The organism is Neolewinella litorea, from assembly GCF_004803465.1.
Classification (GTDB): domain Bacteria; phylum Bacteroidota; class Bacteroidia; order Chitinophagales; family Saprospiraceae; genus Neolewinella; species Neolewinella litorea.
This window is the reverse complement of sequence record NZ_SRSF01000009.1, coordinates 33,991-59,128: the sequence shown is the minus strand read 5'-3', so window position 1 is coordinate 59,128 and position 25,138 is coordinate 33,991. Positions and strand designations below refer to the sequence as shown.

General features: G+C 61.4%; 18 protein-coding genes. 6 read left to right on the top strand and 12 right to left on the bottom strand.

Annotated elements, in window-relative coordinates; translation table 11 throughout:
* Positions 1-5: 5 nt before the first annotated feature.
* Together E4021_RS15180 and E4021_RS15175 are read right to left on the bottom strand one after the other, a co-directional pair.
* Positions 6-3,476: a T9SS type B sorting domain-containing protein gene (locus E4021_RS15180; protein WP_168797632.1), complete on the bottom strand. Its 3,471-nt coding sequence runs from the start codon at positions 3,474-3,476 to the stop codon at positions 6-8.
* A gap of 126 nt (positions 3,477-3,602) precedes the next feature.
* Positions 3,603-4,355, bottom strand: a complete 753-nt coding sequence (locus tag E4021_RS15175; protein WP_136460227.1) for a porin family protein — start codon at positions 4,353-4,355, stop codon at positions 3,603-3,605.
* 64 nt (positions 4,356-4,419) lie between these two features.
* Between E4021_RS15175 and E4021_RS15170 the strand changes: the two genes are divergently transcribed.
* Entirely contained in the window at positions 4,420-5,478 is a 1,059-nt protein-coding gene (locus E4021_RS15170; RefSeq protein WP_136460226.1) for a gliding motility protein GldB-related protein, read from the top strand.
* A gap of 44 nt (positions 5,479-5,522) precedes the next feature.
* The gene (locus E4021_RS15165; RefSeq protein WP_136460225.1) at positions 5,523-6,479 is read left to right on the top strand and encodes an isopenicillin N synthase family dioxygenase; all 957 of its coding nucleotides are present in this window, start codon (positions 5,523-5,525) and stop codon (positions 6,477-6,479) included.
* Positions 6,480-6,774: 295 nt separating this feature from the next.
* Here the strand turns inward: E4021_RS15165 and E4021_RS15160 are convergent, their stop codons facing one another.
* From E4021_RS15160 to E4021_RS15120, 9 genes are all read right to left on the bottom strand, one after another.
* Entirely contained in the window at positions 6,775-9,069 is a 2,295-nt protein-coding gene (locus E4021_RS15160; protein WP_136460224.1) for a GH92 family glycosyl hydrolase, read from the bottom strand.
* 689 nt (positions 9,070-9,758) lie between these two features.
* A complete protein-coding gene (locus E4021_RS15155) occupies positions 9,759-11,180 on the bottom strand; it encodes a pyridoxal phosphate-dependent decarboxylase family protein (RefSeq protein ID WP_136460223.1) in 1,422 nt (473 codons plus the stop codon).
* Between the two features lie 115 nt (positions 11,181-11,295).
* The gene (locus tag E4021_RS15150) at positions 11,296-11,838 is read right to left on the bottom strand and encodes a dihydrofolate reductase family protein (protein WP_136460222.1); all 543 of its coding nucleotides are present in this window, start codon (positions 11,836-11,838) and stop codon (positions 11,296-11,298) included.
* A gap of 118 nt (positions 11,839-11,956) precedes the next feature.
* Positions 11,957-12,340, bottom strand: a complete 384-nt coding sequence (locus E4021_RS15145; protein WP_136460221.1) for a hypothetical protein — start codon at positions 12,338-12,340, stop codon at positions 11,957-11,959.
* Between the two features lie 88 nt (positions 12,341-12,428).
* A complete protein-coding gene (locus E4021_RS15140; RefSeq protein WP_136460220.1) occupies positions 12,429-14,339 on the bottom strand; it encodes an endo-1,4-beta-xylanase in 1,911 nt (636 codons plus the stop codon).
* A 150-nt stretch (positions 14,340-14,489) separates the two neighbouring features.
* The gene (locus E4021_RS15135; RefSeq protein ID WP_136460219.1) at positions 14,490-15,020 is read right to left on the bottom strand and encodes a hypothetical protein; all 531 of its coding nucleotides are present in this window, start codon (positions 15,018-15,020) and stop codon (positions 14,490-14,492) included.
* Positions 15,021-15,067: 47 nt separating this feature from the next.
* A complete protein-coding gene (locus tag E4021_RS15130; protein WP_136460218.1) occupies positions 15,068-16,438 on the bottom strand; it encodes a Gfo/Idh/MocA family protein in 1,371 nt (456 codons plus the stop codon).
* A 265-nt stretch (positions 16,439-16,703) separates the two neighbouring features.
* Positions 16,704-18,740, bottom strand: coding sequence for a glycoside hydrolase family 3 protein (locus tag E4021_RS15125; RefSeq protein ID WP_136460217.1), 2,037 nt, complete (start codon positions 18,738-18,740; stop codon positions 16,704-16,706).
* Positions 18,741-18,888: 148 nt separating this feature from the next.
* Positions 18,889-19,224, bottom strand: coding sequence for a TfoX/Sxy family protein (locus tag E4021_RS15120; RefSeq protein ID WP_136460216.1), 336 nt, complete (start codon positions 19,222-19,224; stop codon positions 18,889-18,891).
* Between the two features lie 144 nt (positions 19,225-19,368).
* On the opposite strand from E4021_RS15120, the gene E4021_RS15115 reads away from it, so the two are divergent.
* Positions 19,369-19,884: a hypothetical protein gene (locus E4021_RS15115; protein ID WP_136460215.1), complete on the top strand. Its 516-nt coding sequence runs from the start codon at positions 19,369-19,371 to the stop codon at positions 19,882-19,884.
* 24 nt (positions 19,885-19,908) lie between these two features.
* Here the strand turns inward: E4021_RS15115 and E4021_RS15110 are convergent, their stop codons facing one another.
* Positions 19,909-21,891 (bottom strand): carboxypeptidase-like regulatory domain-containing protein, encoded by a 1,983-nt coding sequence (locus E4021_RS15110; RefSeq protein ID WP_168797631.1) that lies wholly within the window; start codon positions 21,889-21,891, stop codon positions 19,909-19,911.
* 330 nt (positions 21,892-22,221) lie between these two features.
* Here E4021_RS15110 and E4021_RS15105 point away from each other — a divergent pair, with 330 nt between their 5' ends.
* The 3 genes from E4021_RS15105 (at position 22,222) to E4021_RS15095 (ending at position 25,137) form a co-directional block, all read left to right on the top strand.
* A complete protein-coding gene (locus tag E4021_RS15105) occupies positions 22,222-22,509 on the top strand; it encodes a Sec-independent protein translocase subunit TatA/TatB (RefSeq protein ID WP_136460263.1) in 288 nt (95 codons plus the stop codon).
* Between the two features lie 144 nt (positions 22,510-22,653).
* The gene (gene lysS / locus E4021_RS15100; RefSeq protein WP_136460213.1) at positions 22,654-24,198 is read left to right on the top strand and encodes a lysine--tRNA ligase; all 1,545 of its coding nucleotides are present in this window, start codon (positions 22,654-22,656) and stop codon (positions 24,196-24,198) included.
* A 27-nt stretch (positions 24,199-24,225) separates the two neighbouring features.
* Positions 24,226-25,137, top strand: coding sequence for an aldo/keto reductase (locus E4021_RS15095; RefSeq protein ID WP_136460212.1), 912 nt, complete (start codon positions 24,226-24,228; stop codon positions 25,135-25,137).
* Position 25,138: the final 1 nt, after the last annotated feature.

Below are 25,138 nucleotides of genomic sequence, written 5' to 3'. Positions count from 1 at the left end.
GACGATTACCGGATCACCGTGACATCCCCCCGGTACAGCAGGGTCACGCCGTCAATGAAAGCAACCTCGACCGTATAAACGTACACGCCCAGATCGACCGGCTGGCCGTTGGGCGTCATACCGTCCCAGAGCAGGGTGCCGTCCAGACAGTTGGCGGGAATGTCAACCGCTTCGTAGACCAGTCCGCCCCAGCGGTTGAAAATGTTTACCCGGGGCACGCCCACTACGCCCTGACAGGCATAGACGCGGAAGTCCTCGTTTCGGCCATCCTGGTTTGGACTGAAGGCATTGGGCAGGTAAACGTTGCGGTTGGCGTCCACCTCGACGAGAATGTCTTCCATAGCTTGACAGCCATTCTCATTGGTGACGGTAAGCGTGTAAATGCGGGTTTGCAGGGGCGTCACGAAGGGGTTGGCCACGCTGTCGGACGACAGAAATTCCGCCGGCGTCCACAGGTAGCGGTAAGTGCTGTTCATGGGATTCACCACGGGTGTGAGCTGCTGCAAGGTATCCCCGAGATCAACGAGCAGGCGCTCTGGCAGGTCGATCACGATCTCTTCGGGCTGCTCTACGTTGAGCGTCAGGTCGGACCGGCACCCCACCGAGTCGAACACCGTCACCACGACCTCGCCGGCGAAGGTGCTGCCGGGCTGGTCGATGGGCATCAGGAAGCCGTCGTTGTTTAGGGTGAAGGTGAAGTCGTCGAATCCAGACGACTGCCCGCCGAAGGCGGTATCGATCAGCACCGTGGTCATTTCCCCGAAGCACAGGGGTGGCTGGATGTCCTCGACCGCGAAGGTGATGGGCTGGGGATCGATGATGGTGTACTGCAGACTGTCGCGACAACCCTCCACGTCGGTGACCGTGACCGCGTAGGTGCCGGGCGTCAGGTTGCCGGCTACATTGTCGTCGTTATCGGCTACGTTGGAAGACCAGCGGTAAGGGCGGTCGGCCAGAGGGTTATTGTTGGTGCTGCTCACGAAGACCGCTACTACCCCATTTGAGTCGCCCGCACAGGTTACCGTTGGGGTGGTCAGGGTGGGATTGATGGAAAGCGTAAGCGGATCGGGCTGGTTTACTATTGCCTGGGCGGTGTCCGGGCTGCAACCCTGGGCGTCGGTCACGAGCAGGCTGTAGCTGCCGGCGGGCAGACTGTCGATCCCGCTGCCCGTTTCTGGCCGGTCGATCCACTCGTAGGTATAAGCAGGGGTGCCGCCCGTCACGTTGGCGACTACCGAGCCGTCGGATTGCCCGAAGCAGTTGACGTCCTCGGTAGTGAAGGCGATGTTGAATTCTTCCGGACTGGTGATGGTGTCGGTAAACACCTGGGGGCAGATCCCGTCGGTCACTGTAACGCTGATGGGGCCGCGGGTGAGTCCGGTCACCGTAGCACTGGTGGCACCCGTGATGGTGTCGCCGCTGGACCAGTAAAAATCGAAGGACCCACTGCTGCCGTCGCTGAAGAGCGCCTCGAAGGTGGCCGAACCGTCGGCGGTGGTTTCATCCGGGCAGCTTACCCCCTGCAGATCGGTGAAGGAACCGGAGATACCTACCGGGTCCTCCAGTTCGAAGAGGGTGTCAAAGGCGGGCTGACAGTTATTGGCGTCGGTAATGGTCACGCGGTACGTACCGGCCGTCAGGTTGGTAATGGAGTTGGAAGAGGTGCTGGCACCGTCGACCGACCAGTCGTAGCGGTAGGGGGGCGTGCCGCCCGTGGGGTACACGAAGATGCTGCCGTTGGCGTCGCCGAGGCAGACGGGCGATTGCAGGTTCACGCTGTCTACACCTACCAGTCCCGGGCTGGCCACCTCGCCGATGGCCTGGGATACGCACTGGTTGGAGATGGTGGCTTCAAATAGGTAGAAGCCCACGCTCAGGTCGGCGGTCGTACGCGTGCCGATGTCGACCTGCTCGCCAATGGTACCGTCGTTGTTGATGCGGTACCAGGCGGTCTCGGTCACGGTTTCCCCCTGCGGCGGGGTCACGACGGTGAAGAGTTGGCCGTCGCTGCTGGAGGGGCAGGACACCGAGTCGACCGCGATGGGCTGAATACTCGCCCGGGGCGGGGAGAAGATTTTGAAGCGCAGCGAATCGATACAGCCGTTGGCGTCGGTGACGAAGGCCACGTAGTTCGTGTCGGGCTGCAGTTCGTCCAGGAAGCTCGTGTCCATCACGATCGTATCGAAGCGCATCGTCGTATCGGAGGGGTTGGGCAGGCTGTCGTTCTTAAAGCGGAAGGTGTAGGGGGCGGTGCCGCCGGTAAAGACCACCCGGGCGGTGCCGAACTCATCAGGGCAGCCGAAGTCGGTGGTTTCCACGGTGTCGATCTCCAGCAGGGGCGGCTCGTTGATGGTGATCGTATCGGTGACGGTACAGCCTTCGGAATCCTGGTCGCGCAGTACCACGAGGTAGGTGCCGGGACCGAGGTCTTCGTAGACCCGTGGCGTGCGACCCTGGTTGCCTACGGTCTGGTAAGCAACCAGTTCGGTGCCGTCCTCCGCGAGCAGTCGCGACTCGAAGGGATAATCGGGGGTAGCGCCTTCGAAGCCGGCGGTAACCGAGATACTACCGTTCGCGTCGCCGAAACAGCTGATGTCGGTCGGGGCGGCGGTAAGCAGCAGGGTTTTTTCGGCGGCCACCACGAAGCTGGTGGTGGTCATACAATTGTTGGCGTCGGTGACGGTCACCTCGTAGTTGCCCGGCTGCAGGTCGGTGCGCCTGATTCCGTCGGCCAGGACCTCGAGGCCGTCCGACCAGTTGAGGCGGTAATTGCCGTTGGTGTTCTTGGTGCCACCGGAGATGGGGACGTCGACCGTACCGTCGCTTACTCCGCTACAGGTGGCGGGGTCGGTCCTGAGCTGGCTGCTGTTTACCACCAGGCGACCGGGCGACCGCAGGGTTTCGGTATCGGTGGTCTCACAGTCGGTAGCGGTATTGGTGGCGGTGACGGTGTACTGGCTCGGGCCGAGATCGGTGATGCGCCGGGTCGTGGCGCCGTTGCTCCACCGAAAGGTGTAGTCGCTGTAATCGGAAATGGGGTTGCTGCCGTCGAAGACCACGGCCTCCAGGATGCCGTTCGTGTCGTCGAAGCACTGAATTTCCTGCACCACCTCGATAGCGGTAGTGATATTCGGTTCTTCAATCTCGACGTTGTCGCTGGCACTGTTGCCGGCGGCGTCGGTAACGGTCACGGTATATTCTCCGCTGTCGAGGTTGGAAAAGTCAATGGTTACCCCGTTGGCGTTCGTGGAGTTGGAACCCGTGACCGGCGGGGTGGCCGGACGGGTACGGACGATAGAAAAATCATAGGCGGGACTCCCCCCGGTGGCGGACACGGTGATCGTTCCGTCGCGTTCACCCAGGCAGCTGATGTCGGCTTTGGAGACCGTTAGGGCCAGCTGCGCCTGCAATCCCGTGACCCCAAGCAATGCGAACAGCAAAAAGAAAAGGGTACGGATACCGGGGCGGTCAGGCATAAATGTGTAGTTCATAAGCATACGAGGGGCAGCCGCTGGGAGGGGCCGACGGAGGAACTACGTACCAACGTTGCCTTGCCGGGATTCATTGCACCCGCGCCCGCGCCCCCTTCCTTTATGTCGGTGTTAGAACATAATGCCCAAAAGAATAGAAATCGAATTAACCTTAGCCTTGCTGTTGTCCTCGGCGGGGCTCCGCTGGTCGCGCATGAGCTGGGTATCGTTGTCGGTCGTCAGGTCGAGGAAACCCGACTGAAACCCGAGGCCGGCGATCAGCGAGGAACTGGTGGAGATGGCGTATTCGATGCCGCCGCCGAGGCCCCAGGAGAGGTTCAGGGCGTTGACCTCGGGGCCGATCTTGAACTTTTCGCCGGAGTCGATGAAACTGGCGTTCTCAATGCTGCCGCGGCTGCCGGAAACGATGCCGAGCGTAAAGGCGGGCTGTACGAAGTAGCGCACGTAGCCGAACTCACGGGTGCGCAGGGTGAGGCCCAGGGGCACCTCCACGAACTGTAGGTTGTAGTCGAAGGTCTTGCCGCTGAGCTGGGTGGGCGTGGGCGGATTGGTGAGGGTCTCCGCCAGCGACTCGCGCCAGATGTCTACCGACGTAAACTGCTCGTCGTAGCGCAGCGCGCCGCCGGATCCGAAGTGCACGTTGATGCCGGTGTGAATGCTGTAGTTGTCCTGAAAGAAATACTCCGCGATCAGGCCCAGTTTGAGGCCGAGGTTGGTGCCGTCGCTCTCGATCAGGTTATTGTCCGTAGTCATGTAGCTGAACGACGGGCTCAGCTGCAGGCCAAACTGGATAGGGTTATACTGGCTGAAAGCGGTAAGGGAGGTCAGCAGGAAGGCGAGTAAGAGGGGTAACTTGGTGCTCATTCGGTAATAATTGGGAGGTAAAGTCGTTGTCAAACGACCGCGTACCCCCGGTGTTTACCTCATGATGAAAGTTAGCAGACACTTATTCTTTCCCCTTCTCCTACTTTTCTTCACGGCAGCTTCCTGCTCCGAGGACACACCACCGCCGCCGGACGTGCGGGATATCGAGGTTGATCTTACCGTGCTCCGCTTTGACCGGGCCCTGGCCGCACTGGATACGAGCCGCATAGAAGAAGAAATGGAGCGCTTGGATCGTACGTTCGGCAGCTTCACCGAGGCCTTCTTTACCCACCTGGTGCCCGTGCGGCGTGGCGACTTCAGTGCCGCCGAAGGCCAGAACGTGCTCCGCGCCTATCTGGAATACCCCCTCACCCGGGTGGTCGACTCAACCGTGGAAAGCCGCTTTCCCGCTGTGGGCGGCGGCGCGCAGGTGCAAGGGCTGGTGGAAGACTTCCGCCAGGGACTGCGGTACTACCGCCACTACCTGCCCCAGGCACCGGTGCCGGATACGCTGGTCACCTTCGATACCCACTTCGAGCTGGCGGCCTTCCTGTACGGCGACGGGCAGATCGCCGCGGGGCTGGAGTTTTTCCTGGGCCCCGACTTCGACTACGCCCTCGTTAATCCGGAAGAGCCGATCTTCTCCGACTACCTGGCGCAGAGCTATACTCCCGCCCACTTTACCGGCAAACTGCTGCGGGTGCTCCTGGAAGACCGTTTCCCGCCGCCGCGCTCCGGACGCCTGATCGACTACCTCATCTACGAGGGCAAGAAGCTCTACCTGCTCGAGCACCTCCTGCCGGAGACCCCCGACCACGTGGTCTACGAAATCACCGAAGAGCAGATGGACTGGCTGCGGAACAACGAAACCCCGATCTACGCCTACCTGCAGCGGGAAGACATTCTCTACACCACCGACGTCAACCGCATCAACAAGTATACCCGTCCGGCCCCCTACACCCCGGGCATGCCGGTGGAGTCGCCCGGCGGCGCGGTGAACTACCTGGGCCGGCAGATCGTGGCGGCGTACATGGCCGCCCACCCGGAGTTGACAATGCCGGAACTGATGGCCCTGACCGACGGACAGGAAATACTGCGCGGCGCCCGGTACAAACCGAGGTAGCGCTCGCGGTGTTACTCCCCCGTAACCAAGTTAAACATCACGCCATGGCCGTCACCGCCCCCCGTACCATTCCCCTAGTTGACCTCTCTACGTTCACCAAGGGCGACGCCGCCCAGCGGCAGGCCTTTATCGACCAGCTCGGTAACGCATTCCACAACATCGGCTTCGTGGGCGTCACCGGCCACGGCATTCCGAAGGACCTGATCGACGATTTCTACGTAGCGGCAAAGAAATTCTTCGCCCTGCCCGTCGAGGTCAAGCGGCAGTACGAAGTACCCGGCGCGGCCGGCCAGCGGGGGTATACCTCCTTCGGCAAGGAGCACGCCAAGCAGTCGCAGGTGGCGGATCTCAAGGAATTCTTCCAGATCGGCCAGGAACTCGCCGACAAGAGCGACAGCGCCTTTGAGGCCAACCCCGAAGTTTCGGAAGTGCCGGAGTTCATGAAGCTCGGCACCCAATTGTACCGTGCCTTCGAGGCCAGCGGTGCCAGTCTGCTGCGGGCCATCGCCCTCTACCTGCGGCTCGACGAAGGGTACTTCGACCAGTACATCAACGACGGCATGAGCATCCTGCGGGCCATCCATTACCCGCCAATCACCCAGGAGCCCGCCAGCGCCATCCGCGCCGAGCAGCACGAAGACATCAACCTGATCACCCTGCTGGTGGGCGCAAGTGCCGGCGGACTGCAACTTCAGAATACCGCGGGCGAATGGCAGGAAATCGTGCCCGAAAACGACGAAATCGTGATCAACGTTGGCGATATGCTTCAGCGGCTCACCAACAACTACCTGAAGTCGACCACTCACCGGGTCGTGAACCCGCCCCGCGAGCAGTGGCATGAGCCCCGGCTTTCCATCCCCTTCTTTCTCCACCCCCGCCCCGAAATGAAACTCGACGTGCTGCCCAGTACCGTCACCGCCGACCGCCCCCGCGCCTACGAGCCCATCACCGCCGGTGAGTACCTCGACGAGCGCCTGCGGGAGATCGGCCTGAAAAAGTAAGGCCGAGGCCTTTCAGGCCGAGCAGGGTTAAGGGCCTCCAGGCCTGTTACTTTGAATTACCGCCAGGGCGCGGGGGAAGCAGATAGCATCCTCCGCGCCTTTTTTGTGCCGCGTGAGGTTGAGGGCCTCCCGGCCCGATTCAGGTTGAAGCCACGGAGATGCAGAGGTTCACTGAGGGGACATTTGTACACCTCTGTGCCTCCGTGGTTATCACGGTCACCTTGTGTGTTTGAGCGGGTTGAGGGGCTCCCGGCCCGACTGATGGCCGTGAGCAGAGCTCACGATCTGGAGCGACCTACTCGTTCGACAGCGAATACGGGCGAGCCTCCTCTCCCGTGCCCCGCAACTGGTTCGGGGTGTCCGTCATATCGAAATCGAGTACCGCCCCTTCCATGAGTCTTTCGTGGGTGAGGTAGTTGCGGTCGTAGGTCTGTCCGTCGAGCGTGAGCCGATCGATGTAGCGGTGGTCGGGACCGTTCTGGGTAGCATTGATGGTAATGGTATTCCCGTTTTCCAGGTGTAGGGTAGCCTTGCGGAACAGGGGCGCACCTAACACGTACTCGCCGGCGGCCGGCGCAACAGGATAGAAGCCCAGGGCTGAGAAGACGTACCAGGCGGAGGTTTGCCCGTTGTCTTCGTCGCCGATGTAACCATCGGGGGTGGGCTGATACATGCGGTCGAGGGTTTCTCGTACCCAGTACTGGGCCTTCCACGGCTGCCCGGCGTAGTTGTAGAGGTAGATCATGTGCTGGATGGGCTGGTTGCCGTGGGCGTACTGCCCCATGTTGGCGATCTGCATTTCACGGATTTCGTGGATCACCTGTCCGTAATAGCTGTCGTCGAACACGGGCGGCAGGGAGAAAACGCGGTCCAGCTGGTCCACGAAGGCCTGCTCACCGCCCATCAGGTCAATCAGCCCCTGCACGTCGTGGAAGACCGACCAACTGTAGTGCCAGCTGTTGCCTTCGGTGAAGGCATCGCCCCACTTGAAGGGATTGAAGGGTTGCATGAAGGTGCCGTCCTGGTTCTTGCCGCGCATCATCTTGGTTTCGGGGTCGTAGAGTTTGCGGTAGTTTAGGCTGCGCTGCCGGTACTTTTCCACTTCCTCGGCGGGTTTGCCTAGGGCCTGCGCCAGGCGGTAGATGGCGAAGTCGTCGTATGCGTACTCCAGGCTGCGGGCGGCGTTCTCGTTGATGCCTACGTCGTAGGGTACGTACCCGAGTTCATTGTAGTATTCGGCTCCCGCCCGGCCTACGGCGGTGAGGGGGCCGGCGTTGTTGGCCCCGTGCACCAGGGCTTCGTACAGGTTTTCAATGTCGTAGTCGTAGGCTTCGCCGCTCTTCAGGTAGGCTTCGGCGACTACAGAGGCAGAGTTGTTGCCCACCATCACGTTGCGCAGTCCGGGGCTGGCCCACTCCGGCAGCCAGCCGCTCTCGTCGTAGGCGTTGGATAGTCCCTCCTGTATGTGGCCGGTCAGTTCGGGGTACATCAGGTTGAGAAAGGGAAACAGGGCCCGGAAGGTGTCCCAAAAGCCGGTATCGGTGAACATATAGCCGGGCCGCACCTCCCCGTTGTAGGGGCTGTAGTGCACCACCTTGCCGTCGGCGTCGTATTCGTAGAACTTACGGGGGAAGAGCAGGGAGCGGTACAGGCAACTGTAGAAAGTGCGAAACTGGTCTACGGTGCCGCCTTCCACTTCGATGCGGCCCAACTCGGCGTTCCACCGGTCGCGGCCGGCCTGCCGTACGGTCTCGAAGTCATCGTTGCTCAATTCTTCCAGGTTGCGCGCCGCCTGCTCATGACTGATGAAGGAGGAAGCCACCCGCGCGTGAACCACCTCATCCTCAGCGGTCTGAAATCCGATCACCGCCCCGGCGTGGTCTACCTCCTGCTCGAGGGCGGAGGTCAGCACGGTATCGCTGAAGGTGCGGGTCACCGTAAATGCCTTGTCGAACTCCACTACAAAGTAGTTCCGGAAGTTATCCGGCACGCCGCCGCTGTTGCGGGTGGTGTAGCCGATGACCTTTCTTTCTTCGGGGATGATCTTCACGTAGGAGCCCCGGTCGAAGGCATCGATCACCACGAAACTGCTGTCTGACTTCGGGAAGGTGAAGCGGAACAGGGCGGCGCGGTCCGTGGGCGTGAGCTCGGTGGTCACGTCATGGTCGGCCAGGTACACCGAGTAGTAGTGGGGCATGACGGTTTCCGCCTTGTGGGAGAACCAACTCTGTCGGTCCTCTTCCCGGAAGCGCAGCCGTCCGGTCACCGGCATGAGGGAGAACTGTCCGTAATCGTTCATCCAGGGGGAGGGCTGGTGGGTCTGTTTGAAGCCCCGGATCCGGTTGGCGTCGTAGGTGTAGGCCCAGCCGTTGCCCATTTCACCGGTTTGCGGGGTCCAGAAGTTCATGCCCCAGGGCCGCGCGATGGCCGGGTAGACGTTGCCGTTGGAGAGCCGGTAGTCCGAGTCGGTGCCCATCAGGGGGTCGGCGTAGTCGACGGGGTTGTCGATCATTCCAATCGTGGCGGATTGCGCCCGTCCAACGGACTGGCAAATGAGGATCGCGAAAAGCAGCGTGAGAATCTTCTTCATGGGGAATGGGTGTGCCGGATCAAGATAATCAGTGGGCGGCAAGGTTGATACCCGATCAGGTCGACACCCTGTGGGTCGAGCGGGAGTGCTACGGTGAACGCTTGGCATTTACTCGGTCTGTAAGGCGTCATATGTTTGTCTTACAGCAAAATCGATCATCATGGTGCAGGGATGATCGGGCTGGAAGGCCCTCAGCCCGCCCGGGTAAATGGGCTGAGCGACTCCAGGCGCGATGCTCTGTGAGCCTCTGTGCGCTCTGTGGTTTAAAAAAGGAGCGAAGCGAGCAGTCGCGCAAATGGCAGATTGTAAATTGTAAAGCCCTCAGCTGCTCGGCATCTTTAAGGTCGAGACCCTGTGGGTCGAGCGGGAGTGCTACGATGAACGCTTGGCATTTGCTTGGCCTGAAAGGCCTCATATGTTTGTCTTACAGCAAAATCGGTCGGGATGATCGGGCCGGAAGGCCCTCAGCCCGCTCGGGTAAATGGGCTGAGCGACTCCAGGCGCGATGCTTCGTGTACCTCTGTGCGCTCTGTGGTTTAAAAAAGGAGCGAAGCGAGCAGTCGCGCAAATGGCAGATTGTAAATTGTAAAGCCCTCAGCTGCTCGGCATCTTTAGGTCGAGACCCTGTGGGTCGAGCGGGAGTGCTACAGTGAACGCTTAGTATATGCTCGGCCTGAAAGGCCTCGACCTCACCCCGCCTCCTGTCTCACACGGTCGAGCAGGCGCACGAGGGCGTCAATGTCCTCCCGGGTGGTAGCATAATTGGTAATGCAGGCCCGCAGTACGTCCACGCCGCGGATGGGGTAGACGCTGATCCAGGCTTCGCCGGATTCGACCACGCGTGCGCATATTTCCCGCGCATAGGTGCCGGGGTCCGGGTGCCCGGGCCAGGTGAAGCAGACGACCGGCAGGGGGGTATCCACCGCAATGGTCCACCCCCGGGTGGTGAGTTGCTCCCGCAGGTAGTCGCCCATCTCTACGTGGTGACGGATCGTAGCGGCGTAGCCCTCCCAGCCGAAGACCAGCAGCGAGAGGTACATCCGCAGGCCCAGGAAGCGCCTTGACCATTGAATGGTGTGGGTGTAGGGGTCGACCACCGAAAAGGAGCCACCCTCCCGGGGCATGTACTCGGCCGTGGTGCGGAACGACTGGCTGAGGATCTCAGGATGACGGGTGATGAACATCCCGGTGCCCATCGGAACGGAAAGCCATTTGTGGATGTCCGTGGTGATCGAATCCGCGCGGTCGATCCCCCGGAGCCAGTGCCGGTAGTCGGGATTGAGTGCCGCCGCCCCGCCGAAGGCGGCGTCGACGTGCAGCCAGACTCCGGCTGCGGCGCAAAGGTCGGCGATCTCCGGCAGCGCATCAATGGAAGCGGTACCCGTGGTGCCGGCCGTGGCAATAACCATCACAGCTACCTTTCCGGCCCGCTGATCGGCGGTCAGGCGTTCCCGCAGGGCGGTGACCGACAGGCACAGATGTTCGTCGGTGGCAATCTGGACCACGGAGTCCAGTCCCAATCCGACCACCCGGGCCGCCTTGACCACGGAATGGTGGGCCTGATCCGAACAGTACACCACAGGCTCCCCCTCAAAAGCACGGAACCCCCGGTTAGCGTAGTCGGGGTAGCAGTGGTTCAGCGCGCACAGGATGCCTGTCAGGTTGGCCTCCGCCCCGCCGCTGGTGAAGGTGCCGTCGATCGACGCTGCGTCGTAACCAAACTTTTTGCCGTATTCCCGGATGAGGTAGGTTTCAACCTCGGCGGCGAAGGGCGAATGGCTCCAGGCCGCCAACTGGGGATTAAAGTAGGCGGCGATCAGATCCGCGAGTATGGACGGAAAGTTGGCCCGCGGGTTGTACAGGCCGTAGTAGCGCGGGTGCGGTACGTGCACCTGATGCTCCAGGAGATTGTCGACCACTGTTTTTACTGCCTCACCGGCCCCCAGCGGCTCGGTGAAGTCGAAGCGCGCCACCGCCTCCCGTATCTTTTCCGGATCCAGGCGGGGGGCCACGCGCCGGTCCCGCGTATGCGTATAGTAAGCCTCCAGCTGGGGCAGCAGGTCGCTGAACAGTTGCTGGCGTTGGTCGGGGGTCAGGTCGAAATGGGGCATGGGCAGGGAGTGAAACGCAATGGGAGCCGGCGGAGATGGGCGGACAACGCCCGGCCAATGTACTCAAGATTCCCGCTGGCGGGAATGACGGGTTTGCCGATAAGAGGGCAGCCCCTTATTCCCGCACGTACCGCAGTTGCACCAATCCGCTGGGGAAGTGGCGGCTGGGCAGCGCCCTGAGCGGGATACGCGGCGTACCTCCCAGAAAAAGCCGCTTACCGTCGCCGAGCAATATGGGGATCACGGATATGACGTATTCATCAATAAGATCCCGCTCCATGAGCAACCGGACGATCTCCCCGCCCCCGTCGCAGTAAATATGGCCCGCGGGTTCCCGTCGAATTTGTTGGATGAGGTCCTCAATTGGTCCGCTATAGAAGGTGACGCCGTCGGCAGCGGGGCGTTCCTGGCGGGTGATCACGTAGCAGTCGAACTGCCGCGCCTGGGGGAAATCGCCGTGGAGCATCTCCCGGATTACATCGTAGGTTTTGCGGCCCACCACGTAGGTGTCGACCCCACGGGTAAATTCGGCGTAGCCGTAATCCTCCCCTTCCTCCTCTACGGCCGACAACCACGAAATATCATCGTCGAGGGTGGAGAGGTAACCATCGACACTCATGCTGATGTAGACGATGACCTTGCGGGGCGGAGCAGTCATGGACAAACGCTTAGAAGGTTATGAAAGACATACGAAAGATAAGGTACGGTAACCCCCGGATTCGGCGCTTTTCACAGGTACGGCACCCGCGTCCGCGGCAGGAAACAAAGCTTCCCCGTCAGGCGAGGAACAGAGCGTAAATGACATAGGCCACCCCCGCGGCCAGGGTCAGCGACAAAGCCAGGAAGCGCAGCGAGACGCTCAGGCGACCGATGAGGGGCAGGCTTTCCGTGAGCAATTCGAGTTCATGGAGGGGGCCGAAATCCTCTTCCTCTTGCATCCCGTCCGCGGGAATCCCCTCGGCCGCGAGCACCGCCACCGCGGCACGGTAATCGTCTTCCAGCACCTCCACCACGGCGCCCCGATGGCCGAGCAGGTAGGCACCCACGTACAGGCTGTGCTCAAATAGCACGCGGTACCGCAGGGCCTGCTGGCCGAGGGAAAGCTTGATAAGGGTGAGGGTCTGAAGGTCCCGGACCTCGGTGAGGCGGAGGTATTTCAAGAACGGAGGGGGAGGGTCACCCTGCAAGATACGCCGACGGGCAGGTTAAGGCCGGAGGCGAGGCAACGGTCTGTCTCCCACACAACGCTTACCGCACCAGTAGTCGCTGACCGCTCTGCCGTGCCCCCGACCGTACGGTGAGGTAGTAGATGCCCGGTCGCAGTCCCAATCGGTCAAGGTCCACCTCGACCGACCGCTGGCCGGCCGCGAAGGACCGGCGTGCGACCTCCCGGCCCAGCTGGTCGTGGAGGAGCCATTCCGCGTCGGGCAGCACCATGCCCAGTTGCACGGTGACCCGCCCGCTAGCCGGGTTGGGAAACAGCGTAAGGGGAGTGGTCAGCGGAGCAGTGCGATCTGCCAGGCCGGTAGTAGCGCAGGCGTAGGCAAAATCGTTCAGCGGCGGCGCCTCCGCGTTTCGGATGCTGTCGTTAAGGTATTCGGCCAGGGCCGGCCGCTCCCGGTCGGTGCAGGGGTCGATCAGGTAGGCGAGCTGCGCCGAGCGCCAGTGGCCGGTCCGGTAGCCCCAGAGTGTGATGCCGGTCACGGCGGGGTGGTTCCAGAGCATGCCGAAGATGCGCTCGTATTCGGCCTTCTGGAAGGAATCGCGGACCGCCACATTGTCGGTGACCGTGTACGTATCGTCGACGTTGCCGTCAATGTCCAGTTCCGTGACCTGCAGGGGCAGGCCGGTGGCGGCCAGGCGGTCGACATTACCGCGCAGGAAAGCGGTATGCTCGGCGAAGGATTCCCCGCCGTACTTGCGCGTGGAGAAGCTGTGTCCCTGGAAGCCCAATACGTCGATCAGGTCGTCGGCCATGAGCAGATCGACCACTTCGAGGTACTTGTCGGTGACGCCCTGGTAGTTGGTCAGTACGTTGTATTCGTTGATCACCAATTTGGTTTCCTCGCATGGGAAGTACTCCCGGGCGAGTTTATAGGCGTTGACGATCCAGTCGTACTCGCCGGGGGTGGTGCCCAGTTCCCCGTTAAGTGATTTGAGGGCGTCTACGTAGTCGCCGCTGTTGGCGTCGTTGGAGTTATCGGCGTAGGGACTGTTGTCGATTCCGTTCGGCGGGTCGTTGATGAATTCGTTGACCACCTCCAGATACTCCAGGGTAGCGCGGGCGTCGGAGCTGCCGTCGTAGTGGTCCGCTACCGCCTGGAACCAGGCGCGGATCTTGGTTACCTTTTCCTCGTTGGTCATGGGCCGCAACCAGGTGGGCTGCTGGTTGCCCCAGAGCAGGACGTGGTAGCGGAAGGGAAAGCCGTTGCTGGCGGCGTAGGCCCGGGCCTCATCAATTTCCGAAAAGTCGTACACCCCTTCCTCGCGCTCCACGCTACCCCACTTTCCGGCGTTTTCGGGCGTAACCTGGTTGAAGTAGTGCTCGTGGTCCTGGCGCTGGGCCGGGCTGTAGATCGATCCCAGAAACTTGCCCTTCCCGGCGGCAATGGGTTGCTGGTCTTCGGGGACGTCGAATTCGTCCACGCAGGGGTTATCGGGGGCCACCATTTCCGCGTCGTCGAGGAAGAAGGTCACGTTGGTTTGTCCCAGGTCCAGGGCGATCTGCGTCATCGTCTCGTTGGCCGTGAACGTCCAGGATAGCTGTGTCCACTCATCTACCGTGATTGGCGTATCCGGACCATAGAGGGCATTCGGTTGCGTGGAGAAGCGAATATTGGCCCCGTCCGCGGCGGCTTTCGCCCAGATCGTGAAGGTGTAATTGTTGCCTACGGTGGTCGGGACGGGATCCGAGATCAACTGCACGCGCCACTGCTCGCCGGGGAAGCCGGGGCTGGACACGTGCAGAGCGCGGTCGCCCGAATGCACCTCCGCCTCCACGGTGGTGACCGTCAGGTAATCGGCGCCGTTGAGTTTGGTCCAGTTGTTGAACGCATTGTCGCTCCCCGTTTCGAAGCCGGGGTTGGCAATGAGATTCTGGGAGTATACCCCCACCGGGAGCAGAAAGATGAGGCAAAGCAGGGAGTAGAAAGGGTTCATGGGTTCTCGTTGGTGCGTGAAAAAGATCGAAAATGGCGGAATGGCCGTACGCTAAATGTACGGACGGTATCCCACAGCCACAATCGATTGTGTGAATTATTTTCCAGCTTGTGTGTTCCTTGGGGAACGCCCGGATGCTTTAGCTATATCTTATGGATCGACCTGGGTATCCCGGGCTAAAATGGATTGGTATTGACGGATCAGTGCGGCCTTGTTTTTGCGGTTCCATCCCAGGGTGAATGGATTGGCACGGACTGAGGGATTGACCATGCTGTTCAAGTACAGTTTTTCCTCTTTCAGGATTGCCGTTATTCTGATTCCGTCCCATTGCCAGCCTACTTGCTGAATGGCACAGAAATAGCTTTTCCGGTTCGACAAGATGATCCATTCGTTCCCAACTGCTACTGCCTGGTTCGCCCTTTTAAACTGTTGGTCAGTTAATCCCGACCGGTAGACTTCTAGCCTGGGGCTGACCAGTTTATGGCGTAATAGAAGCAGTAGAAATACGACTATTCCAAAAATTAAAAAGCCATCCACCCGCAGGTCGTAATGAAGTACAAAGGCGACTGCAACCAGCGGAATCGAGAGGAAAAGAAAATTGACCCAATGCTCAACCCTTTCCCCCGGGGTCAACTGAACCTTCCCTGTTCTGATGGACCGGTTTATCTCCCTGGAGGTCACTTGCCTGGTTCCGAATGTGCTACGGTGTTCATCTCGTTCCCTCGGCCTCACAGCACCATCTCCGCCGGGTCCCAGTCCACGATGCGGCGTTCGAAGTAGCTGAGGTTGGCGGCCAGTGAAGGGGCGGCGGCGCGGAACCCGAAGGCCCCGTCTTCCACGACTTTCCCGCCGCTGCGGATGGCGTCGAACCAGTTCGCGAAGTGATGTACGTGGTCGGAATAGCCCTCCGGGGTGCGGTAGCTCCACTCCGTGGGACCCACTACGGTAGGGGCCGCCGGGGGGTATTGATTGCGGTACCAGTCCTCAAATTCCTTGCGGGTGGCGGAGGGAAAGGTATTGTAGGTATCCCAGCCGCCGTAGCCCGGCGCCGGGGAGAGGCTCTTTCGGCTGAGGGTGATCCGGTTGCCGGTGACTTCCAGGCTTCCTTCCGTTCCCACGAAGCGGATGCGCGATCCCCCGCCGCCGCCGTCTACGAAATTGACCCGCAGCTGCATGTTGAAGGCCGGGTGGCCATCCTGTTCGCCGTAATCGCAGCTGGCGATGAATACGTCGGGCACGTCGCGTCCGTCCTTCCAGTAGCGCAGGCCACCGGTGGAGAAGATCCGCTCCGGCCCCAGGGAATCCAGGATGCGGTGGCTGCCGGAAAAGAGGTGGACGAAGAGGTCGCCGGCTACCCCGGTACCGTAGTCCCGGTAATTCCTCCAGCGAAAGAAGCGCTTGGCGTCGAAGGGAAGGTCGGGCGTATCCTTGAGGAAGGTGTCCCAGTCCACGGTTTCCGGGGAGGCATCGCGGGGGATGGAGTACTGCCAGGCCCCGAGGGCGCTGAAGCGGTCGTTGAAGGTTTCCACCAGCACAAGCTGCCCCAAGTCGCCGCGCCGGTAAATTTCCCGCGCCTGCTCGGTGAGGATGGAACTAACGCGCTGACTGCCCACGATCAAGACGCCGGCATTGCGGCGTTCCGCGGCCAGCACCGCGTGGCCCTCCGAGAGTTGCTGTACGAGCGGCTTTTCGCAGTAAACGTGTTTGCCCGCGTCGAGGGCTTCTATGGTGATGGTGTCGTGCCAGTGATCGGGGGTGGCTACGATGACGGCGTCGACGTCCGGCCGCGCCAGGATCTCGCGGTAATCCCGGGTCAGAAAGAGGTCCTGCCCGTACACTTCCCGGAATCGCTCCAGGTGGCCCGTATAAAGGTCGCAGCCGGCGACCAACTCGACGCCCGGATACTGCAGAGCGGCCTCCAGGTCGCTGAAGCCCTGAATACCCAGTCCGATACAGGCGATATTGATCCGGTCGTTGGCGTTACGCGGAGACCGCGGCGCAGTGAGCAGGTGGGTCAGCCCCTCCTCCGAGACCAGGGGCGCGGCCAGTAATCCGGTAGACAATTGGCGAAGGAAGTGGCGGCGGGAACGGGTAGGCATCGGTGTAAGGGGATTTGGGGTAGGGACCGGACGATTAATCCTCCGGCCGATTTTGCGGGTCAAGCTAGGCTTTTTCCGCAATTACGCGGCACCCGCGCGCCGCCGCCAGCATCATGCCCTGCGGGTCGGGCCGGGTACGGATGAACCGTTTTACCCCAGCAGCGGTAGGCACCCCAGCAGCGTATTGAGGCCGGGGCCCCCGCGTGGGTTGATGGAAAAGACCAGGCACTCGGTTGCCCGCTTTATGGGAGATTTGTCCGCATGCTCAGTACCCGTCCATTCCCTCATTAAACCAGAACAGGGCGTAGCCTTTCGCCTCCTGGTAGCCGGGCAGGTCGGACACTTGCTGCTGGGCGGCGGCGTCGCTGGCGGGGGTTGAAAAGGGCATTTTGCCAACCGGCGTGAACCTTCCGGTCAGGACGTCCATCACCGCCTCGGGCGTAGTGCCGAAGGTGGCCAGTACGGCGGGGATGTTGCCGGGGCCGGGGGTGTACAGTTCATCGATGGCCCAGGGGTTGGTGTAATTGACCAGCAATACCGTGGGTTTGGTTCCGATCAGTTGGCGCAGCCGGTCCACCTCCACGCCATTGGCGCTCAGGTTAAGGTGCAGGGGGCTGCCGTCGGCTTCGAACAACGATTTGCCGCGCGGGATCACCCAGAGGACGATGCGGTCAGCCTCCTCCGGTGTATCGACGAACCGTACGCCATAGGGATGGACGTCGGGGAGATAGGTGGTGATCGGATCGTCGTCGCGGCGCGACAGGTAAGTCGCAAAGTAAATCTTCTGCGCGGGGCGTAAGGGCAGTACCTTTTCTTCTTCCGATACGCCGTTGCGCAGCAGTACGATCGACTTGCGCATGGCCACGTCGGCACGCGCCTGGAAATCTTCGCGTCCCACGAGCGCGGCCGCGCCCTCCGGATCCACGTAGGGATTTTCGAACAGCCCCAGCCGGAATTTTTCGAGCAGCAGGCGGTATACGGAGTCGTCCACCAGGGGCTGCAGCGCCGGGTACATCCTGAGGGTGCGGATCAGCAGCGTGGGGTCGGCCGTGCCGCTGAATAGGTTAACCCCGGCTTCGATCGCCATTTTGTAGCGTTCGGGGATGGTGCGATCCTCCACGCCCCAGGGCATCATGTCGATGGGGCCGGTATCGGAATTGATGATGCCGTCAAAGCCGAGCCGCTCGCGTAGTACACCCTGCAGGACGGGCTTGTTGTAGGCGTAGGCCACTTCCGGGTATTCTGTATTGACGGGGTAGGAGTAGTAGGGCATGATGGCCGAGGTGCCGGCGTCGATGGCGGCCCGAAAGGGGATGAGGTTGTTTTCGAACATTCCGCCCGTGAAGACTTCCCGTTTGCCCCAGTCGAAGTGGGGGTCCTGCCCGCCCTCCACCGCACCGCCGCCGGGAAAGTGCTTGGTGGTCAGGGCGATGGACTGCGGCCCGAGTTGCGTGCCCTGGAATCCCAGCACGATCTGCCGGATCATATCCGCGGCCAGTTGGGCGTCTTCCCCGAAGGTGCCTTCCACGCGTTGCCACCGGGGCTCGGTGGCCAGGTCGGCCATGTACATGTAGCCTTTGCGAATGCCCGTGGCCAGCCATTCCTGGCGGGCGATGTCGGCAAACTCCCGCACCAGGGTGGTGTCGCGCGTGGCCGCCAGTCCGAGTTCGCCCGGCCAGGTGGAGAAGGGCGTCTTGCCGAGACTGAGTCCGACCGAGGCGTCAACGGTGATGTGGTTGCGCGGATTGGAGGCCACGATGGCCGGTATGCCGTGGCCGTGGCTTTCGCAGAGGGCCTGGAGGTTGTTGGCCCATTCGGCCAGTATGCGGGGCGAGGTATTGGCGCGGAGGATGAAGTGGCGCTCGTGGTATTCGGTCACCGCCCGGGTGGTGCCGGCCGCACTCATCATAGGGTAGTCGAGGGGTTTGCGGGTGAAGATATTTACCTCGCTTACCTGGTCCTCCTCGTTGAAGCCGCTGGTGATGGGCCGCCCGGTGGGCGGGCCGAAGCCGGGATCGTTCTCCAGTCGCGTGGTGCTGATGAGCATAAAGCCCGCCTTCTCTTCCATTTGCATGCGGCCCGTGAGGTCGCGGCTGCGCGCTTCGGGGCTGAGGCGCCAGTCTTCGTAGGGCTCCAGCGAATCGTTGCCGTTGAGGTCCTTGAAGCGCAGGCCGTCCACTTCCAGGAGGGACGCAGACCGGTACCCCAGGGTCGGCTGCTCGTGCCGCCGGTCGTCGGGGCGCGTACCGCTGCAGGTTAAAAATAGTACGCTGAACAGCGCAAGCAAGGGAAGTGGATACAAGGTGAGGTGGTAGAAGGTCAGGGAATCTCGCGGTGGAAGATAGCTGCTTTTACCGTTCGGGCGGCGGAGCGCGGGTTCCGGCGCCGGCGGAAATGGCGGGCTGGGCGTGGTTGGCGGGCCGATATCCTTGGGGTTACCGGGGGACTGATCATTTTTTCCCGGCCGGGGCGGCGTGGGCGATGGCGATTGACTTGCGGGCCCACGCCGTCACCCTGGATCGGTCTTCGAGGACCTCAACGGGGACTTCCCAGTAAGGCATCCCCTTTTTCTTGCCGCCGGAATGAAAGGGCTCCATGCCGTGGTCCAGGAACTCCCGCCGGTTGGTGTCGTCTACCTTCAGACGGAAAGCGCCGTTGCCGACCATGGCAAACATCTTCCCTTCGTGGAAGAAGCCGTAGCCGCCGAACATCTTTTTGCCGGTTATCTCCCCCAGATCGGCCAGCTGCTCGTGTAGATAGGTGATGAAGTCTTCGGAAACTGCCATGGCGTACGCTTTGGGGCGGGGGTGTCCGCCGCTTATCGGTAAGTTAGGGTAAAACGAGGGGGCCGTCCGGCGGGGCGGGTGTACCTTCCCTCACCCACCGCATTTCCAGACCAAGCGTACGCTCTCTTGCCGCATTTCATCCTTTTGCTTTTTGTACTGCCCGTCTGCCTGACGGGGCAGTCCGAATCCGACTATACCCGCGCCCTGGCCCGGTCACTCGGCGGCCGCACCGAAGTATCCGTGACCAGCGGGCGCGTGGATATCCTCACCGACGTCCACGCCATCGAGGTAGACTGGGCGCCGAAGTGGAAGGAAAGCATCGGACAGGCCCTGTGGTACGGTTTGCAGACAAACCGGCGGGCCGGAATCATTCTCATCCTGCGCGACCCCGGTGACCGGAAATACTTCATTCAGCTCAATGCCGCACTTACGCATGGCGGACTTGAGGGTAAGATCAAGACCTGGGTCTACCCGGATGATTTTCCGGACATCACCCCCGAATCCAGGGCTGCGGCTCCCGAGCAACCGGCCGCCGACCAGCAGTATTGGCTATCAACGAACAGCGGCAAGCGGCACCGCCGCGGCTGTCGCTGGTTCGCCGAATCCCGGGGGCGGTACTGTACCGTTGAGGAAGGGGTGGCTGCGCAGTGCTGTCACTGAATGGATGAGGCCCTAGCTCTGCGCCTACTCCAGTATCCGGCCCGGCCCCCGGTGGTCGCCGCGACCGATGGCCAGTTGACGGTACGGAGCCTCCGTTAGTTCTCGCAGGTCCAGGTACCGCCCTTCTTCCGCGCCTTCCCACTCCTGGAGGACCTCCCCACCCGCCAGTAGGAGGAGGCGGTCCCCTTCCATGTCGCCGCCGTTCCACCACAGGACGCTGGGGGTCACGTATTCCAATTCCGGGGAGGGAAAGCGCAGCATCAGGTTTACGTCCGACCGACTGGAGCGCAGTTCCACCACTCCCGACGAGACGGCCCGGTAGCCGAGATCCTCGACGTTGACCACCTCCAGGATGTACCGCCCGGGATTGACGCTGAAGGAAAACTTGCCGTTGGCGTCGCTGACGGCGGAGTCCACTACCTGTTGGGTTTCGGTACGGACCACGATCTCTACCCCTCCGACGGGAACGAGTTCACCGCTGGCAAAGTCCTTGTATCCGGCCCGCGCGGTAATGGTAACCCAATCCTCTGCGGGTGGTACGGTAGCTTTCACAACGATGGTTCGGTCTCCGACGGCAACCGACGCATAGGTCAGTTCGATGGCTGGCTCCGGATCCGTCCAGTCGTAGGTCAGGTTCCAGGGCAGCCTGGTCCGAAGGTGAGGGGTGCCACTTCGAAAGAGGCCCGCAGTGACGGGTAGGGAGAAGGTGCCTTCGGCATCGGTGGTTGTTTCCTGGATCAACTCGTCCTGGCCATCAATCAACTGGACCAAAGTGCCGGGCAGCACCCGGCCGGCCCCCGGGAACAGTACCACTCCTTCGATCGGGGGAAGGGGGCGGGGGTGGAAGACGTACGCATTGTCGCTGTCGCTAAGGAAGGACTGGTCCAGCAGCAACCGCAGCGAATAAGCGGCGTAGTATTCGTCCTGGGGCTGGATGGTCAGGGTCGCGACCTCGCCCAGCAGCCCCCCTTGCAGGATAAGTTTGCCATCGCTTCCGGATTCGGTCGTGAGCGTATTGCCGTAGTCGTCGCGCAAGGTGGCCGTTGCCGGGAGCCCCTCCTCGTTCTCGTTCCAGGCGTGGCAGGCGTAGGCGTATTCCCCCTCGTTCACTCCGGGGAATGTGTGCCCCGGCAGGTAGCCGACGCGGCGATCGGCCTGCCGGCCCTTGCAGATGACGGGAAGGGGATCGAAAATTTTGACCTTGGCCGGGAGGAGCTGGTCGTAGGCCACGAAGGGCAGACCGCTGAACCTGATGGAGTGGAAATGGAACCAATGTTGAACCGGCTCAAAGTAAAAGGTCTGCTCGTCCGCGTGGTCGTCGCCGGGGTGGCCTCCCCGGTGATCGACGATGCGAAGATCAGAAGTTCCCGGCAGCAGCCAAGTGGACCCCAGGTTATCGTTGCTGCTGGCAATACTCGCCCCGCACAGGGCCTTCGACTCGCTGTGGTTGGTCACCTTCATGATGGCCCGCGCCTGCTCCCCGTGGTTCACCGAGGCCGTCAGGAGCTTGGTAGAAAAGGAGAGGGGCTTCTGGACGTCGATGGCCAGGGCACTGGAGGTGGTGGCCGGTTTGGTGACTACGGTATCGCCCGTTGGCAACCACGATTTGTCCTCCTCCCCGGTTGGGGTGGCCCGCAGGTAGTAAAATTTCTTCCCGTGGCTGATGGTCTGCCCTACTAGTCGGATGGTCACCCTCTCCTTCGGCGCCTGGCCCCGGATCACCTTGGTTTTCAATACGCCCATGCCTTCCTCGATGATCTCGACCTTGATGCTGCCTTCTCCGGCGCTCACCTCCCCGTAGGACACTTCTACGTGCCCGGTGAGGATAAAGCGGTCGCCCACGTAAATGGTTCCGGCGGATGCCATAGACAGGGAAATGGAGCCGATGGTCACGTAAGCGTCGGGCAGGGTAGCCACCGTCGTACCCGTGCTGGCGACGATGGCGCCGATTGCTACCAGTTCGGAAACTCCCTTGGCGCCGAGGCCGGCCAGTAGGGGGGCAGGCATGCTGATTGGTTTGTCAAAGGTGGGTGGATTTCGTGGTCCGGGGCCGACCAGTACGCAAAAAGATACACGTATAAGGTATGGGTTTAGTCCCGGGAAGTCAAGGCCTGACATGGCTTTCACGGCAATGGGCCAGGCACCTGCGCGCCGCCGCCCCTGGAACCTTGACCTGAATCCGTCAACCCCCGGACGCCGTAAGTTGTACTCAATGGATGGAACGGGGCGAAGCTCTGCGACTCGGAACTAACGGTGGGGGCGAACAACTCAACAGGCCGCCGACACGTTATCCACTAACTTGCGTTATCTTTGATGACGCTTTCAACTACGATGAAGATGAATACCACGCTGCTTTTCCTCAATGCCATCGGCCCGGAGATGATCCTGGTCTTCTTTGCTATTTTGCTGCTCTTCGGCGGTAAGAAAATTCCTGAGCTGATGCGCGGCATCGGTAAGGGTATCCGTGAATTCAATACCGCCAAAGGCTCCCTGGAACAGGAACTTAAGGAGGGAATGAAGGAAGAAGAACAACGCGAAAGAGACGCCCGCGAACTGCGTGAGCTCCGCGAACGCGAAGCCCGCCGCCAGAAAGAGGAGTCTTTTATTACCCGCGACAACGACTAGTACACCGGCTTCTACCCGGTCAGAAAAGCTTCTCCATCCCCCGGGGTGGAGAGGCTTTTTTGTTGTGCGCCCCCGCCCCGCCCCGCAGGCCGGCCGCTCGCATCAATACCGTACCTTTGCCCGCTGCAACTTAATCTAGACCCCATGGAACTCACCGACCAGGAAAAAATCCGCCGCGACAACCTCGCCAGGATCCGCGAACTCGGTATCGACCCCTTCCCCGCCGCCCTCTTTCCGGTGACCCACCTGGCCGCCGACATCCTCGAGCAGGTAGAAACCGACGCGGACGGGCAGGTAACCAACCTGCAGGACGTCACCCTGGCCGGCCGGATCATGTCGCAGCGCATCATGGGCAAGGCCGCCTTCGCCAACCTGCAGGACAGCAGCGGCCGCATCCAACTCTACGTGAGCCGCGACGATATTGCCCCCGGCGAGGATAAAACCCTGTACAATACCCTGTTCAAGAAATTGCTCGACCTGGGCGATTTTATCGGCGTCAAGGGGTTCGTATTCAAGACCCGCACGGGCGAAATTTCGGTGCACGTCAAGGAACTCACCTTCCTGGGCAAGTCGCTGCGCCCCCTGCCCACCCCGAAGCGTGACGACGAGGGCCACGTCTACGATGAATTCAAGGATCCGGAGCTTCGCTACCGCATGCGATACGTCGACCTGACGGTCAACCCCCAGTACAAAGAAATTTTCCGCAAGCGCAGCCGCCTGATCACCTCAATGCGGCAGTTTCTCGACGACCTGGGCCTGATGGAAGTAGAAACCCCCATCCTGCAACCCATTCACGGCGGCGCGGCGGCCCGGCCCTTCAAGACCCACCACAACACGCTGGACGTGCCGATGTACCTCCGCATCGCAAATGAGCTTTACCTGAAGCGGCTCATTGTGGCCGGCTTCGACGGCGTGTACGAGTTCGCCAAGATGTTCCGCAATGAGGGTATGGACCGCACCCACAACCCCGAGTTCACCGCCGTGGAATTCTACGTAGCCTACAAGGACTACCACTGGATGATGGAGACCTGCGAGCAACTGCTGGAGCACGCCGTGCAGGCGGTCAACGGCACCACCAAAGTGAAGGCCGGCGAGCACGAGATCGACTTCAAGGGTCCCTACCGCCGCCTCACCATGGCCGACGCCATTCGCGAATACACCGGCGAGAACATCGACGGGGCCGACGAGGAAGAACTGCGCGCCATCGCCAGGCGGCTGCACGTCCACGTAGACAAGACCATGGGCCGCGGCAAGCTCATCGACGAGATTTTCGGCGAGAAGGTCGAAGGCCACCTGATCCAGCCCACCTTCATCATCGACTACCCGGTGGAGATGTCGCCCCTGACCAAGAAGCACCGCAGCAAGGAAGGACTGGTCGAGCGCTTCGAACTGATGGTCAACGGCAAGGAGATCGCCAACGCCTACTCCGAGCTCAACGATCCGATTGACCAGCGGGAGCGCTTCGAGGATCAGTTGCAACTCGCCCAGCGCGGCGACGACGAGGCCATGGCCACGGATGAAGACTTCCTGCGGGCCCTCGAATACGGCATGCCGCCTACGGCGGGCATCGGCATCGGCATCGACCGGCTGGTGATGCTGCTCACGGGCCAGAAGAGCATTCAGGAAGTACTGTTCTTCCCGCAGATGAAGCCCCTGCCCGCCGCGGGCGCGAAAAATAAGGAGGCTTAGGTTGCGTTGTCTAGATTAGTTCCCCTTATGCGCAACGCCGATCAAGTCAATCTGGGATTTGGAACTTCCTCCCTGGGAAGAAACTACACCGTACGCGGGGCCGTCCGCAACCTGGAGACGGCCTTCGATCAGGGCGTGGTCCACTTCGATACGGCCCCGGCCTATTGCTTCGGGCACGCGGAGATGCTGCTCGGCAAGTTCATTCGCGACCGCCGCGACGCGGTGACCGTCACCACCAAGTTCGGGATCACCCCGAGGCGGATACCCTTCGCCCTCATGCCGGCCTTCAACCTGGTGCGCACCCCGCTGAAGCGGTTGCTTTCGACGGCGGTAAAGGTGTCGGGCAGCCAGCACCACCACGCCTTCTCCTACACAACCAGTATCGACCCACAGCGGCTGGAAGACAGCCTTCACCACAGCCTCAAGGAACTGCGGACCGACTACGTCGACAATTTCATGCTCCATCGCATCGCCTCCCCGCTGGCCAATCAGGACGACGTAGTGGAGCGCCTGCTAAAGCTGAAGGAAGCTGGCAAGGTGCGCCACCTGGGACTGGCCGGCAGCTTCGACGACATCTACGGCGGTGAGCCGCTGCGTGAGGCGTACACCGCAATCCAGTTCGGCGACGACCTCAGCAAGCGGTTTCGGGAAACGATTACCGACGATCTGCCAGGGCGGCGCTACTACCGCTTCGGCGTCTTTGCCATTATGGGACAGGCCCGGGAATTTCTCCGCGAAAATGAGGTGTCGGATATTTCCGCCGCGGAACTTTGTCTGGCCTACTACAAGGAGGACAAGGATTTCGGGATCACCCTTTTCTCCTCCTCCCGGAACGAAAATATCAAAGAGGTGGTCCGGCTGTGGAGGTCGGACAAACAACTGCCCCCACACGTTATTACCCGTTTTCGGGAATACCTCCTGCAATCCGTTAAGGTATAGT